Origin of the sequence: Actinoplanes sp. HUAS TT8 (assembly GCF_051380535.1) — a bacterium.
In the GTDB taxonomy this organism is placed as follows: domain Bacteria; phylum Actinomycetota; class Actinomycetes; order Mycobacteriales; family Micromonosporaceae; genus Actinoplanes.
Genome location: NZ_CP195646.1, coordinates 6,121,589 through 6,135,204 on the forward strand (window position 1 = coordinate 6,121,589; position 13,616 = coordinate 6,135,204).

Consider the following 13,616-nt stretch of genomic DNA (forward strand, 5'->3'; position numbering starts at 1 on the left):
TCGGCGGCCGGACCTTCGATTTCTCCCGCCGGGCGGTCGTGATGGCGATCGTGAACCGGACGCCCGACTCGTTCCACGACAAAGGCCGCACGTTCGCGCTGGAGAAGGCCACCGAGGCGGTCCGGCACGCGGCCGCCGAGGGCGCCGACTGGATCGACATCGGCGGTGTGCCGTTCGCCCCCGGCCCCGAGGTCTCCGCGGCCGAGGAACTGGACCGGGTCCTCCCGGTCGTCGAGGCCGCACGTGACCTGGCGGTCGTCTCGGTCGACACGTTCCGCCCGGAAGTCGCGGCCGAGGTGATCCGGCACGGCGCCGGCGTCGTCAACGACACCTCCGGCCTTCGCGACCCGGCGATGGCCGACGTGGTCGCCGGCACCGACGCCCAACTGGTCATCTGCCACAGCCTGGCCGCGCCGCGCACCGACTACCCGAGCCCGCGCTACGAGGACGTGACCGTCGAGGTCGCCGCCTTCCTCCGGGAGAAGGTCGACCTCGCGCTCTCCCGCGGCGTGCGACCGGATCAGATCATCATCGATCCCGGTCACGACCTGAACAAGAACACGCTGCACTCCCTCGAACTGACCCGCCGGCTCGACGAGATCGCGGCCATCGGATACCCGATGCTGGCGGCGCTCAGCAACAAGGACTTCATCGGCGAAACCCTGGACCGGCCCCAGCAGGAACGCCTCGCCGGCACCCTGGCGACCGTCGTGTTCAGCCTGCTCCGCGGGGCGCGGATCATGCGGGTCCACGACGTCCGGGCCGCCCACGACGCCATCCGCATGACCGAGGCCATGCTCGGCTGGCGCGAGCCCGCCTATCTCAAACACAACATCTGAAAACCGCTTTCCCGTACGGCGGGTAGCCGCACCGACGCGTGGCGGCCCGCCCGAAGTCCGCCACGTCCGGGCCGGCGCCACCGGTCCGGGCGACGACGACGCCGGGGCGGATCAGCAGCGCGCCGAAGCCGAGATCGTCGTCGACACACCTCCCTCGGCTCAGCTCCCGGGATCGGCGGCGCGGCGGCGCGTGGGGCCGGCGTCGGACGACACCGCCCCCGGGGTCGCTGACTCGGCGGCGCGTGGGGCCGGCGTCGGACGACACCGCGCCCGGGGTCGCTGACTCGGTGGCGGGTGGGGACTAGCGTCGTTCGACGTGTCCGACACTGCGCCCGAGATCACCGCGGAACTCGTCCAGGCCCTGATCCGTGACCAGCGGCCGGACCTGGCCGATCGACCGGTCCGGCTGGGGGCGCGGGGGTGGGACAACCAGCTCTGGCGGCTCGGCGACGACCTGGCCGTCCGCCTGCCGTGGGCGACCGCGGACGCGGACGAGTTGCTGCGCAAGGAACACCGCTGGCTGCCCGCCCTGACCCGGGATCTGCCGCTGCCGGTGACGGTCCCCCGGTACCTGGGGCGGCCGTCCGCGCTGTTCCCCCGGCCGTGGCTGATCACCACCTGGGTGCACGGCACCCCGGCCGACCGGGCGCCGGTCACGCGGGGTGCGGAATCGGCCGACTCGCTGGGTGCCTTCCTGACCGCGCTGCACCGCCCCGCCCCGGACGCCGCGCCGGACGGCCGGGATCGTGGCGGCCCGCTGGCCGAACGGGCGACCGGCTTCGCCTGGATGCTGGCCTCGGCCACCGAGCAGGGGCTCGTGGATGATCCGGACGCGGTGAACGCCGCCTGGCGGGATGCGGTCGAGGCTCCGCCGTGGGCCGGCCCCCGGATGTGGATCCACGCCGACCTGCACCCCGCCAACGTCCTGACCGCCGACGGCGACCTCTGCGGTGTGATCGACTTCGGTGATCTGTGTGCCGGGGATCCGGCCTGCGACCTCGCCTCGGTGTGGATCCTGCTGCCGGAGGACGCGGCCGATCGGTTCCACGCCGCCTACGCGCCGGGGCCGGATGCCGCGACGCTCCGGCGGGCCCGGGGCTGGGCTCTCGGGAAAGCGCTGGCCGGGCTCATGATCGCGGCCTCGGACGGGCCCGGGGGCAAACCCAGTTGGGGGCCGCCCGCTCGTGCTTCGCTGCATCGCCTCGTTCCGCTGACCGCCCCTTTCTATCCCGAACCGGGAAGATCCCGCGGACGGCCTGTGGACAACCGGACGGGAGGTCGCGCGGCCGGCCTGTGGACGACCGGGCGGGGAAATCTCGCGGGCGGCCTGTGGACAGCCGGCGGTGTGGACAGCGACGCGCGGCCGGGCCTTGCGCCGGGGTCGGGTCGCGTGGCCACAGGGTCCGCCCGGCGGTCGCTCGGGCGGCCTTGACCAGGGATTACCTCGCGGCCTTGGACCAGGGCGGGGTGCTTGCGGTCGGGGGGTGCTAGGACGTACGAGAAGAGGGGTTTGCTTTGTCTTCGGGGAAAGTGCTCAGCAGGGACGTCATCCACGGCTGGGGTGGGACCGCGTCCGGGCCGAGGACGCGCATCGCTCCGAGGACGGTGATCAGCATGCCCATGGCGAAGAAGTCGCGGGCCTCCTCCGGGGTGGCGCCGGTGAGGGTGCGGACCGTTTCGTAGAGGCTGCCGTAACAGGTGCGGATGGCGTCGCCGACGGCTGGGTCCTCGGCGGCGGCGAAGCCGTGCAGGAGGACGACCAGGAGTTCGCGCTCGGCCAGCAGATCGGTGTAGGCGCTGCCCAGGCCGGCCAGGGTGGGGTCCACCGCGGCGGCGGCGCGCCACTTGGCCTCGACCCGCTGACCCGCGTGGCGCATCGTGGCCAGGAAGAGCTCCTGCTTCGAGCCGAAGATGCGAATCACGTACGGCTGTGAGATGCCGGACAGGCGCGCGACCTGATCAGTGCTGGTGCCGGCATATCCGCCCTGCGCGAACGCGGTCAGCGCGGCCTGGATGATCTGCTCCTGGCGTTCCGAGGCGGTGAGACGGCTCCGAGTCATGTTGACATGTTATCAGTTGATGCTTACCGTCCTTAGTTATCAGCCGATAACAACTAGCGGGGTAGACGTGACGACTCTCGTATCCGACAAACCCACCACACGGACCCGGCCGATCGCGGCGATCCTCGCGGCGGTCGGCATCCCGACCTTCATGGTTTCGCTGGACAACCTGGTGGTCAGCACGGCTTTGCCGGTGATCCGCACCGAACTGCACGCCTCGATCACCGATCTGCAGTGGTTCGTGAACGCGTACACGCTGCCGTTCGCCGCATTCCTGCTCACCGCGGCCGCACTCGGCGACCGGCTCGGCCGGCGCCGGATGTTCATCGGCGGCATCATCATCTTCACCCTGGCCTCCGCCGCGGCCGCCCTCGCCACCGAGTCCTGGCAGCTCACGGCCGCCCGCGCGGTGCAAGGGCTGGGCGGCGCGGCGATCACCCCGCTCGCCCTGACCCTGCTGGCCCGAGCCGTACCGCCAGGCTTCCGGAACGCGGCGGTCGGCATCTGGGGCGGCATCACCGGGCTCGGCGTCGCGGTCGGACCGGTCATCGGCGGCGCGGTCGTCGACGGACTGCACTGGTCGTGGATCTTCTGGCTGAACGTGCCGGTCGGCGTCGTCGCGGTGGTGCTCGCGGCCACCGTCCTGGACGAGAGCAAGGGCGACGGGCGCCGGCTGGACCCGATCGGGCTGATCCTGTCGGCCGGCGGCATGCTGCTGCTGATCTGGGGCGTCGTCGACGGGCCGGACCGCGGCTGGACCTCCGGGCGGGTGCCGGTCATGCTCGGCACGGCTGTGGTGCTGCTCGCCGGGTTCGTGGTCTGGCAGGCGCGCAACCGGGAACCGATGCTGCCGCTGCGACTGTTCCGCAACCGCGGGTTCAGCCTGGTGAACGTGGTGACACTGACGTTCTCGGCCGGGGCGTTCGGGTCGGTGTTCCTGCTCGCACAGTTCTTCCAGGTCGTGCAGGGGCTGAGCCCGCTGCAGTCCGGACTGCGGACCCTGCCGTGGACCGCGGCCCCGATGATCGTCGCGCCGCTGGCCGGGCTCGCCGCCGGACGGATCGGGCAGCGCACACTGATCTTCGCCGGTCAGGTGTTCCTCGCCGCCGGTCTGCTGTGGATGGCGCTGGGGCTGTCGGTGACCGCTTCGTACACGTCGCTGATCGGGGCGTTCGTGCTCGCCGGGATCGGGATGGGGCTGACCTTCGCTCCGGTGTCGACGATGGTGCTGGCCAGCGTGGACGTGGACTCGCAAGGGGTGGCGTCGGGGACCAACAACACGATCCGGGAGTTCGGGGTGGCGGCCGGGGTGGCGGCGCTGTCGTCGATCTTCAGCTCGTTGGGTGGGTTCAGCAGCTTCGACTCGTTCATCGACGGTACGCGGCCGGCGGTGCTGACCGGAGCGGCGGTGATCGCGGTGGGGGCGGTGGTGGCGCTGGGGTTGCCGCGTCGCGCCTGATCGGGGGGGGTAGCGGGCGCCGCGGGCGTTCGCGGGCCGGCGGCGGCAGCACCCGGCGAGCCTGCGGCGGCGGAAGATCGAAATGCGACGGCTGGAAACAATCGCGGATGAACTGTTGCACTCACGCAACATGACTGCAACGATGACCTTCAATTCCGGGACGCATGGTCACCGCGGGGCTACCGGCTACGTCCGGTCGGTAGGACCCCACCTCGCGGGAGCCACAGCCCGGAGAGCACCGCCGCCCGTCCCCCCGACGGAGCGAAGACAGCGTGTGCCGGACCTCCGACCGGCACACGCTGTGCGTTTCCGGCCAGAACCGGCGGCCGGGGCACGGCCCAGGAGCCGGAAGGCTCGGGAGTCCGCCGCATCCGAGGAGGCCGGCATGGGCCCGCCGCGGACACCGACGATCAGGGCGAGCCGGCGAGATTCCACATCGGGGGCAGGTCCGCGTCGCACACGTCGCAGACGTAGACGTCCTCCTTGACCACGTTCACGGTCGCGCACCCGGGACAGCGGCGGAATGTGAACTCCGCCGTGAAACCGCCGTCGTGCGCGACCCCGGCCGCGTCGAGGGCCGCGGCCACCGCGGGCCAGCACGACGGCTCCGGGCAGTAGCCGGTGGACTGATTGGTGACCTGATCCACCCGCCCGTCCCGGTCGAGGCTGATCTCGCCCGCCGCGAGGACGGGCGCTCCGTCGGCGCAGGCCACGTGTTCGGTGTTGCGCGGCGCGACGAGCATTTCTCCGGCCGCATTCACCACGTACGTCCACATCGTCCTGGCCGGCGCCGAGCGAAGGGTGAGTGAGGCAGCGAGACCCGGCCCGGTCCCGGCGGACGCCTTGACGTCCGCCGGGCCGATGTAGTGGTAGGTCCTCAGGGGGCGACCAGGAAGTCCGTGACGAAGCAGGCCACCTCGCCGGAGGCCGTCCGCCCGACGTAGGTCGGGTAGTAACCGTCGCCCCAGCCCGACTCCACCATGATGACGTTGGCGCCGGAGTCCTCGTCGACGACCTGGTCGAAGTGGCCCGGGACCGGCTCCTCGGGGAACTCGTCGGGGTCGAACGCCTCCTCGAAGTCCTCCGAGTCCCACTCGGCCAGGATGCGCGACACGCTCAGATCGGCGAACGCGCCGGCGCCGGTGTCGACGCCGTAGCCGAAGAACTCGCCGGGCTCCAGCTGGTCGGGCTCGTCGCTGTCGACGAGGGCCAGCTCCCACGACTCGACCGGCTCGTCCCGGACCACGACCTGCAGGGCGGCGACCCGCCGCTGCCACTCCCGCTCCTCCTTCTCGAGCACCGTGACCCAGGCGGTGACCTTGTAGTCGCCGGGGGTGACGGCGATCGAGAACGGTTCGTCCTCGTCGTCGGTGACGCCGGGGTCGAAGGCGGCGAGCTGACCGGTGGGCAGCTTCAGGACGCCGAGCGGGTGCGGCTCGACGACGTAGGTCACGTCGTCCTGGACGTAACGGGAACCGGCCTGGAGCAGGCGGTCGAGATCAGGCATGCGGGCAAGGTACCGGACCGGTGTGACAGGACCTACCCGATGTGCACCCACACGTCGTCCAGGCTGCCGTGGAACTGGTCGTTGTTCGCTCCGGCGCCCTTGCCGCCCACGGTCAGCGGGGACGCGGTGTCGACGGCGAGCGCCGCCGGCACCGGGACACTGGTCTGCAGGACGTCGTCGACCAGGATCGACAGGGTCGGGCCGGTGCGACGGCACTCCAGGCGGTGCCAGTTGCCGTCGGCCACCGAGACGCGGCTGCGGGCCAGGTAGACGGTGTCGTCCCCGATGCCGCAACTGGGCTTGCCGGAGACGCCGTCGACCTGCAGCTTGTACTGGCCGCCGCCGGTCGAGTAGCCCTTCTGCAGGATGTTCTCGCCACTGGACGTCTCGGCCGGGGACAGGAGCACTCCCGCGCCGTACCGGATGGGCTGGTTTCCGGGGTTGAGGTCGGCGGTGGGCTCGCTCTGCAGGACCATGCGCGGGCAGGCGGCGCCGGTGCATTTGGCCGGGAACTGCAGCGCCTGGCCGTTGTCGTGGGTGATCAGTTTCGGTAGGGCGCCGTTGCGCGTGACCGTCCGCAGCAGGTGGCCGCGCCCGGAACCGTCGTCGAAGGTGCCGTCGGCGATGGTGGTGTCGAAGTTGTAGGCGGCCACGAAGTCCGAGGTGCTCTCGGTCCGCGGGACGGCCGCGCCGAACTCGGCGTAACGCTTGCGCGGCTGCCCGCCGACCGTGGTGAAGTCGCCGACCGCGCTGATCGTCCCGAGTTCGGGGCTGGCCGCCAGCGACCGGGTCCCGGCCACGCCGTTGGCCTGCGGCGCCCATTCAAGCAGGTTGCCCTGCGGGTCGACGGCGGCCAGTTTGCCCCGCGGGACCGAGCCGTCGGTGCAGATGCCCTTGGCCCCGTTGTTGGTGGTGGTGCACGCCTTGTCGAAGTGCCCGCCGACGTAGACGGTCCCGCCCAGCACGGTGATCGCCTGCGCGTCCCCGTCGAAGACGCGGGTCCAGCGGGTCGCGCCCTCCCGGGTGTACGACACGGCCCGCCCGCCCTGCCCGCCGAGCGCCGCGTACACCCCGTCCGCGGCCGCGGCCAGGGCCAGCACCTGCGAGACCGGTTTCGGCAGGAACTTGGGGTCGAGCGCGCCGGTGACCGGGTCGACCGCGGTCAGCCGCAGGGTGGAGCGCGCGCCGTTGGTCTTGTGGAAGCTCCCGCCCAGGTAGACCCGATCGGCTCCGGCGGCGAGCGCGTTGACGGTGTCGTCGGTGGTCGGCGCCCACGCGTCGAGGGCCCCGGTGGTCGTGTCGAAAGCGGCCAGGTTGGCCCGGGGTGTCCCGTCCACGGCGGTGATCCGCCCGCCGAGGTAGACCCGGCCGTGCCCGGCGGCGAGCGCGTTCGGCTGCCCGAGCACGGTGTGCCGCAGCGGGGTGATCACGCCGTCGGTGGCACCGATCCCGGCGATCGAGTCCCGCGTCTCGCCGTTGACGTGGTCGAAGTCACCGGCCGCGTAGACGGTGTCGCCGTCGACGGCCAGGGCTCGCACGTTCGCGTCGGCGATCGGCTTCCAGTCGAGCAGGGCGCCGGTGCGCGAGTCGAACGCGGCCAGCCGGGTACGGTCCACGGTGCGGGCGCCGACGATGGCCTTGGTGAAGTTCCCGCCGACGTAGACGGTGCTACCCCGGTAGGCGACCGCGTAGACCGAGCCGTTGAAGGACGGCGAGGTCACCGGGCTGGGCGAGACGATCTCGGCGAAGGCCGTCCCGCCGGCCGCGGCCAGGATAGTCGCCAAACCGGCAATAAGGGCTTTTTTCTGGAGATTAGCCACGTTGGTAGCTAACTTCCCAGCTCCACAAAGGTGGCGGGGCCAACTATGCTGCCGCGTACTGGAATCGAGAGAGGGGAATGCCGTGCCGATGCGCCGCCGCACCGCCATGACCGTCACCCTGTTCGCGGTCGCGGCCCTCGCCGCGGGCTGCGAGATCAAGGTGAACCCCGAGTCGATCCCGGCGCCGTTCAGCGTCGCGCCGATCCCGTCGGCCTCGGTCGGCCAGCCGATGTACGTGTGCACCGAGATCTACAAGATCCTCACCGACGGCGCGGTCAAGGCCGCCCCCTACGCGGCCGGCACCGACGACGCCGCCAAGGAGAACCTGCGCAAGGTCTTCGGCGACATGGCCGGCCAGGTCACCGCGGCCGGCGCCAAGAGCAACGTCGCCGCGCAGAAATCCGCCGCCGACCTGATCGCGTCCTCGCTGACCGCGGCCAGCACGGCCACCGATCCGCAGGCTTTCCTCAACGGGGATTTCACCACGATCGGGCAGAAAATCGACGACACCTGCCCCTAGGCTTGGGTCCATGATCGATAGGCCGGTTCGGATCGGGCTGCAGTTGCAGCCGCAGCACATGGACTACGCGACCATCCGCCGTACGGCGTCCGAGGCCGAGGAGGCCGGCCTCGACGTGCTGTTCAACTGGGACCACTTCTACCCGCTGTACGGCGAGCCGGACGGCCTGCACTTCGAGTGCTGGACCATGCTGGCCGCCTGGGCCGAGTCCACCTCCCGGGTCGAGATCGGCGCGCTGGTCTCCTGCAACAGCTACCGCAACCCCGAGCTTCTGGCCGACATGGCCCGCACGGTCGACCACATCTCCGACGGCCGGCTCATCCTGGGTATCGGCTCCGGGTGGTTCGAACGCGACTACACCGAGTACGGCTACGAGTTCGGCACCGCCGGTGGCCGCCTCGACGACCTGGCCGGTGCCCTGCCGCGGATCGAGTCCCGGCTCGGCAAGCTGAACCCGCCGCCGACCCGCAAGATCCCGGTCCTGATCGGCGGGGGCGGCGAGAAGAAGACGCTGCGCCTGGTGGCCAAGCACGCCGACATCTGGCACTCGTTCGCCGACGCCGAGACCCTGGAACGCAAACTCGGCATCCTCGACGAGCACTGCACCGCGGTCGGCCGCGACAGGTCCGAGATCGAGGTGTCGGTGGTGGGCAAGCCGGAGAGCCGTGACCGCATGCGTGAGCTGGGCGCCAGCCTGTTCACGGTCAGCACCGGCGGCCCGAAGCCCGACCTGACCGAGCTTCGCGAGTTCCTGGCCTGGCGCGACAAGCTGAACGCCTAGGCGCGCAGGTCGGCGCCGGGCGCTGACGCCGCGCCCGGCGCCACCCACTTGGGATCTGACCCCTCGGCCAGGTCTAATCTCCGCATGCCCCCTGCATCGCCGCTGACCGATCTGATCGAGCGGTACCTTCCGCCGGCCACCGAGGCGTGCCCGACCTTCACCGAGAACTCCCGGTTCGAGCCGATCATCGACGGTGTCACCTACTTCACCGAGCTGGCCGAGCGCATGGACGCCCTCGGGCCCGGCGACGCCGTGTACATCGCCAGTTATCAGGCCGACCCGCACCTCGACCTGACCGGGCGCGGCGTCGGTGAGGACGGCTATCGACCGTTCACCGACGTGCTGGCCGAGAAGGCGGCCGACGGTGTCGACGTGCGGATCGTGTTGAGCGCGGCCGAGTACTCCGGGGGCACGCCGTGGCTGCCGGTCGGGCCGTTCCTGGCCAACACCCTGGCCGCGCGGGTGATCCGGGCGTGGAAGCCGTCGACCCGGGACACCGGGCCGACGCTGGAGGACCGGGTGCTGCTGGACTGGTCCGGTCCGCTGCTGGGCTCCAACCACCAGAAGCTGGTGGTGTTCAGTCACGACGGGGTGCTCACCGCGTACGTCGGCGGTCTGGATCTTGCCCCTAGCCGTTTCGACCACTCGCCGCATCGGCGTCTCCGGCTCGGCGTGCACCGCTGGGGCTGGCACGACGCGGCCGCGCGCCTGCACGGGCCGGCGGCCGCCCGGGTCCGGGAGACGTTCACGTTCCGCTGGCAGAACACCGCCGCCCTGCCGCCGCGGTTCATCGCCAAGACGCTGTCGCCGGAGTATTTCCACCTGTCCGGCGGCGAACGCATCGTGATCAACCCGCCGGACGCGCCGCTCGACGTGCCGCCGGTGCCGGACCAGCCGGAACATCCGGCCGAGGGCACCGCGATCCAGGTCGTGCGCTCCTACCGCCCCTGGCGCCTCTACCGCGAACGCAGGTGGCTCCACCGGATGCGGCGGGCCAACGTGGTCCGGGCCGGCATCCAGGAGGTCTACCACGCGATGGCCACCGCGATCGGCGCCGCCGAACGCTACATCTACCTCGAGGACCAGTATTTCCACGAGGCCCCCGGCGGCGACCCCCGCTTCCAGCTCTACGGCGGCCTGCGGGCGGCGGCCCGCCGCGGCGTCAAGGTCATCCTCGTCGGTTCCGGCCGCAAGGATCCGGCCGACGGCGGCAGCAGCACCGTGCGCCCGGTGATCACCCACGATCTGCGCCGGCGCGTGCTCGACCTCCTGCCGGCCGCCGATCGCCGCAATGTGGTGATGTACCGCATCGACAACCTGACCGTGCACACCAAACTCATGCTGGTCGATGACGTCTTCGCCAGCATCGGCTCGGCCAACTTCTTCAGCCGTTCGATGGTCGGCACCGACAGCGAGATCACGTCCACGTTCGTCACGACCGGCGATCTCGTCCGCGACCTGCGGGTCAAGCTGTGGGCCGAGCACCTGCGCACCGACCTGAACGACCAGCTCAGCCCGTCCCTGGCCGACCTCGACACGGCCCTGGGCATCTGGCGCCGCGAATGGCTGCCGCCCGGCCGTCCGCCGGAGACCTGGCGCCGCCCGGGCCTGCCGGCCGGTTTCGCCCCGACCGAATTCGCCCTCACGCCGGCCCGCTACTCCCCCGCGGTCCTGCGCCGCGAAAGGCGAAAACACTAAATCAAGATCACATTCTTCATTGCCTGTCTCCGCGGTGGTCCAGACCGTCGCTCCCGCGGGGACCCTTCCGGTCCTCGCAGGGCGCTGGCGCGCCCAGGACGCGAGGCCCGCAAGGGCGGCGTGGCCGGGTGGTTGCGGTCAAGGCAACACACCCGGCCACGGCTGCACCTTGTTCAGACCACGAGACTGAGCAGCATCACGCAGGCGAAGCCCACCACCGAGATGATCGTCTCCATCACCGACCAGGTCTTGATGGTCTGGCCCACGGTCATCCCGAAGTACTCCTTGACCAGCCAGAACCCCGCGTCGTTGACGTGCGAGAAGAACAGCGACCCGGAGCCGATCGCCAGCACCAGCAGCGACACCGTCGGCTTGTCCAGGGTGGTGGCCAGCGGCGTGACGATGCCGGCCGCGGTGATCGTCGCGACCGTGGCCGAGCCGGTGGCGACCCGGATCCCGACGGCGACCAGGAAGCCGAGGAGCAGGGCGTTGACGTTGGCGTCCTTGGCCGCGTCGGCGATCACGTTGCCGACCCCGGTGTCGACCAGGACCTGCTTGAAGCCACCACCGGCGGCCACGATGAGCAGGATGGCGGCGATCGGCGGGAGCGAACCACCCACGACCGAGGACGTCTCACGACGGTCGAAGCCGGCTCGGTGACCGAGCGACCACATCGCCAGGAGCACCCCGAAGAGCAGCGCGACCACCGGCGTACCCAGCACTTCGAGGACCGAGCGCACGCTGTTGCCGTCGGCCAGGGTCAACTCGGCGACGGCCCGGGCCAGCATCAGCACGATCGGCAGCAGCACGGTGAGCACGGCCGGCCAGAAACCCGGGTTGCGGCGGCGCCCCTCGGCACTGTCCGGCACACCGTCGTCGTCGCGGTCGGTGACGCCCGCGGTCTCGGCCGTCCCGCCCGTACCGATGGCGACCGGGTCCCGTGACGGCACCGAGAGCGGCACCCGGGCGGCGATGAAGTTCCCGAAGACCGGGCCGGCCACGATCACCGTCGGGATCGCGCAGATCAGCCCGAACATCAGGGTCAGCCCGAGGTCGGCGTGCAGGCTGTCGATGGCCACCAGCGGCCCGGGGTGCGGCGGCACCAGGCCGTGCAGCACGGACAGGCCGGCCAGCGCCGGGATCCCGATCCGCAGCAGCCCGACGTCGGTCCGGCGGGCGACCAGCAGCACGATCGGCACCAGCAGCACGACGCCGATCTCGAAGAACAGCGGCAGCCCGACCAGGGCGGCCACCCCGGCCATGGCCCACGGCAGCGCGGACCCGGAGACGCTGGTGACGATCCGCTGGACGATCCCGTCGGCGCCGCCGGACTCGGTGAGCAGCGCGCCGATCATCGAGCCGAGCGCGATGAGCACGCCGACGCTGCCGACCGTGCTGCCCAGCCCACTGGTGAACGACGTGACGATCTTGGCCGGGTCGGCCCCGGCGACCAGCCCGAGGGTGGCGGTCCCGAGGATCAGCGCGAGGAACGGATGGAACTTGGCCCAGGCGATGAGCAGCACCACGACCGCGATGCCGAGCACCGCGGCAAGGATCAGTTGGGCGGTACCCGCATCGGTGATGGTCGACATGCCGCGCGCTTACCCATCCGCCCGATGTTTCAAGCCTGTTTCCCGATCCGGGCCACCTCCGACTCGCCCTTGCGCCGCAACGCCTTCTCCAGCGGCCCGGCGTCGGGCCGGCTCTCGCCGCGCAGCACCTTCTCCAGCGCGCGGGCCACGACCGTCGCCTCCTCGGGCGACATCAGCCCGGTGAAGTGCTGTTTGATCCCGTTCAGGTAGACCGGGGCCGCCTCGCGCAGCCGCTGCCGCCCGGCGTCGGTGATTGCCGCGTGGGCCGACCGGCGGTCCGCCGGGTTGGTCTCCCGGACGACCAGCCCGGCGGCGACGAGCTGGTCGACGACGCGGCTCACCCGGGTCCGGCTGACCACGGCCCGCTCCCCCAGCTCGCCCATGCCGAGCCGCCCGTCCGGCGCGTGGCGCAGTTCGAGCAGCACGTCATACCAGGTCAGGGGCAGGGCGCAGGCGGACTGCAGGGTGCGGTCGAGGACGGGCACGACGGCGGCGTGGACCCGGAGCAGGGCGGCCCAGGCCGCGGTCTCGGTGTCGCTCATCACTGGATCGTACCCAAGTCTTGTGCGTGCGCACACACCAGGGATAAGAATGTGCGTGCGCACGCACCGCACAATTGACGAGGAGAACACCGTGAAACTGCTGCACATCGCCGCCTCCCCGCGGGGCGAGCAGTCCGAGTCCCTGGCCCTGGCCGACACGTTCCTCACCGCGGCCCACCTGTCCGACCCGGACATCCAGATCGTCGAGTGGAACCTCTGGGACGGCACGCTGCCGCCCTTCGGCCCGGACGCGGCCGCCGCCAAGATGGCCGTCTTCGCCGGCGAGCAGCCCACCGGCCCGGCCGCCGACGCGTGGGACGCGGCCATCGCCACGTTCCGCCGCTTCGACGACGCCGACCACTATCTGTTCAGCGTGCCCATGTGGAACGCCGGGGTGCCGTACATCCTGAAGCAGTTGATCGATGTGATCAGCCAGCCCGGTCGGTCTGGTCTTCGGCTTCGACGCCGAACGGGGCTATTCCGGGCTGCTGCGGAACAAGAAGGCCTCGGTGATCTACACCAGCGCGGTCTACGGGCCGGACCGCCCGCCCGCCTTCGGCAGCGACTTCCAGTCCACCTACCTGGCCGACTGGCTGCGCTGGGCCGGCGTCCACGACCAGACCGAGATCCACTTCCGCCCGAACCTGGCCACCGCGGACGCCGCCACCGCCCGCAAGCTCGCCCACGAACGCGCCGACGAGCAGGGCCGCCTCTTCCTCCACCCCTGAGCGCCGGCCGACATCCCGCAGCCGGCGCCCCTGGGTCCCACACCCCTGACGACCAGCCCCCACCGCGCAG

12 protein-coding genes and 2 pseudogenes are annotated in these 13,616 nt (G+C 71.3%); 8 read left to right on the forward strand and 6 right to left on the reverse strand.

The window, feature by feature from the left end; all coding sequences use genetic code 11:
- The first annotated feature begins 41 nt into the window (after positions 1-41).
- Together folP and ACSHV8_RS27440 are read left to right on the forward strand one after the other, a co-directional pair.
- Complete coding sequence (gene folP / locus ACSHV8_RS27435) at positions 42-839, forward strand: dihydropteroate synthase (protein WP_436536926.1); 798 nt, start codon at positions 42-44, stop codon at positions 837-839.
- Positions 840-1,155: 316 nt separating this feature from the next.
- Positions 1,156-2,043 (forward strand): annotated as a pseudogene (locus ACSHV8_RS27440) (aminoglycoside phosphotransferase family protein); the annotation flags it as partial.
- A gap of 283 nt (positions 2,044-2,326) precedes the next feature.
- Here the strand turns inward: ACSHV8_RS27440 and ACSHV8_RS27445 are convergent.
- A complete protein-coding gene (locus tag ACSHV8_RS27445; RefSeq protein WP_436520079.1) occupies positions 2,327-2,899 on the reverse strand; it encodes a TetR/AcrR family transcriptional regulator in 573 nt (190 codons plus the stop codon).
- A 67-nt stretch (positions 2,900-2,966) separates the two neighbouring features.
- Between ACSHV8_RS27445 and ACSHV8_RS27450 the strand changes: the two genes are divergently transcribed.
- A complete protein-coding gene (locus ACSHV8_RS27450; protein WP_436520081.1) occupies positions 2,967-4,358 on the forward strand; it encodes an MFS transporter in 1,392 nt (463 codons plus the stop codon).
- A gap of 410 nt (positions 4,359-4,768) precedes the next feature.
- Here the strand turns inward: ACSHV8_RS27450 and ACSHV8_RS27455 are convergent, their stop codons facing one another.
- From ACSHV8_RS27455 to ACSHV8_RS27465, 3 genes are all read right to left on the reverse strand, one after another.
- Complete coding sequence (locus ACSHV8_RS27455) at positions 4,769-5,134, reverse strand: hypothetical protein (RefSeq protein WP_436520083.1); 366 nt, start codon at positions 5,132-5,134, stop codon at positions 4,769-4,771.
- Between the two features lie 101 nt (positions 5,135-5,235).
- Positions 5,236-5,865 carry a DUF4241 domain-containing protein gene (locus tag ACSHV8_RS27460; protein WP_436520085.1) on the reverse strand — a complete coding sequence of 210 codons (630 nt, stop codon included), beginning with the start codon at positions 5,863-5,865 and terminating at the stop codon, positions 5,236-5,238.
- Positions 5,866-5,897: 32 nt separating this feature from the next.
- Complete coding sequence (locus tag ACSHV8_RS27465) at positions 5,898-7,649, reverse strand: LamG domain-containing protein (RefSeq protein WP_436520087.1); 1,752 nt, start codon at positions 7,647-7,649, stop codon at positions 5,898-5,900.
- Positions 7,650-7,773: 124 nt separating this feature from the next.
- Between ACSHV8_RS27465 and ACSHV8_RS27470 the strand changes: the two genes are divergently transcribed.
- The 3 genes from ACSHV8_RS27470 to ACSHV8_RS27480 all read left to right on the forward strand — a co-directional run bounded on the left by ACSHV8_RS27470 (position 7,774) and on the right by ACSHV8_RS27480 (position 10,684).
- Positions 7,774-8,205 carry a hypothetical protein gene (locus ACSHV8_RS27470; protein ID WP_436536928.1) on the forward strand — a complete coding sequence of 144 codons (432 nt, stop codon included), beginning with the start codon at positions 7,774-7,776 and terminating at the stop codon, positions 8,203-8,205.
- Between the two features lie 10 nt (positions 8,206-8,215).
- Entirely contained in the window at positions 8,216-8,986 is a 771-nt protein-coding gene (locus ACSHV8_RS27475; protein WP_436520089.1) for an LLM class F420-dependent oxidoreductase, read from the forward strand.
- 84 nt (positions 8,987-9,070) lie between these two features.
- Positions 9,071-10,684, forward strand: a complete 1,614-nt coding sequence (locus tag ACSHV8_RS27480; RefSeq protein WP_436520090.1) for a phospholipase D-like domain-containing protein — start codon at positions 9,071-9,073, stop codon at positions 10,682-10,684.
- 173 nt (positions 10,685-10,857) lie between these two features.
- Here the strand turns inward: ACSHV8_RS27480 and ACSHV8_RS27485 are convergent, their stop codons facing one another.
- Both ACSHV8_RS27485 and ACSHV8_RS27490 read right to left on the reverse strand, forming a co-directional pair.
- Positions 10,858-12,276, reverse strand: coding sequence for a gluconate:H+ symporter (locus ACSHV8_RS27485; RefSeq protein ID WP_436520092.1), 1,419 nt, complete (start codon positions 12,274-12,276; stop codon positions 10,858-10,860).
- A gap of 29 nt (positions 12,277-12,305) precedes the next feature.
- Entirely contained in the window at positions 12,306-12,818 is a 513-nt protein-coding gene (locus tag ACSHV8_RS27490) for a MarR family winged helix-turn-helix transcriptional regulator (protein WP_436520094.1), read from the reverse strand.
- A 49-nt stretch (positions 12,819-12,867) separates the two neighbouring features.
- Here ACSHV8_RS27490 and ACSHV8_RS27495 point away from each other — a divergent pair.
- Both ACSHV8_RS27495 and ACSHV8_RS27500 read left to right on the forward strand, forming a co-directional pair.
- Positions 12,868-13,254: pseudogene (locus tag ACSHV8_RS27495) on the forward strand (NAD(P)H-dependent oxidoreductase); the annotation flags it as partial.
- Between the two features lie 73 nt (positions 13,255-13,327).
- On the forward strand, positions 13,328-13,546 hold the full coding sequence (locus ACSHV8_RS27500) for a hypothetical protein (protein WP_436537368.1): 219 nt from the start codon (positions 13,328-13,330) through the stop codon (positions 13,544-13,546).
- The last annotated feature ends 70 nt before the right edge of the window (positions 13,547-13,616 follow it).

Bases quoted from the DNA above. Each gene is read 5' to 3' on its own strand.
- ACSHV8_RS27470 (WP_436536928.1), top strand. From the start codon at position 7,774: ATGCGCCGCCGCACCGCCATGACCGTCACCCTGTTCGCGGTCGCGGCC.
- folP (WP_436536926.1), top strand. From the start codon at position 42: ATGGCGATCGTGAACCGGACGCCCGACTCGTTCCACGACAAAGGCCGC.
- ACSHV8_RS27455 (WP_436520083.1), bottom strand. From the start codon at position 5,134: ATGTGGACGTACGTGGTGAATGCGGCCGGAGAAATGCTCGTCGCGCCG.
- ACSHV8_RS27460 (WP_436520085.1), bottom strand. From the start codon at position 5,865: ATGCCTGATCTCGACCGCCTGCTCCAGGCCGGTTCCCGTTACGTCCAG.
- ACSHV8_RS27445 (WP_436520079.1), bottom strand. From the start codon at position 2,899: ATGACTCGGAGCCGTCTCACCGCCTCGGAACGCCAGGAGCAGATCATC.
- ACSHV8_RS27485 (WP_436520092.1), bottom strand. From the start codon at position 12,276: ATGTCGACCATCACCGATGCGGGTACCGCCCAACTGATCCTTGCCGCG.
- ACSHV8_RS27480 (WP_436520090.1), top strand. From the start codon at position 9,071: ATGCCCCCTGCATCGCCGCTGACCGATCTGATCGAGCGGTACCTTCCG.
- ACSHV8_RS27490 (WP_436520094.1), bottom strand. From the start codon at position 12,818: ATGAGCGACACCGAGACCGCGGCCTGGGCCGCCCTGCTCCGGGTCCAC.
- ACSHV8_RS27475 (WP_436520089.1), top strand. From the start codon at position 8,216: ATGATCGATAGGCCGGTTCGGATCGGGCTGCAGTTGCAGCCGCAGCAC.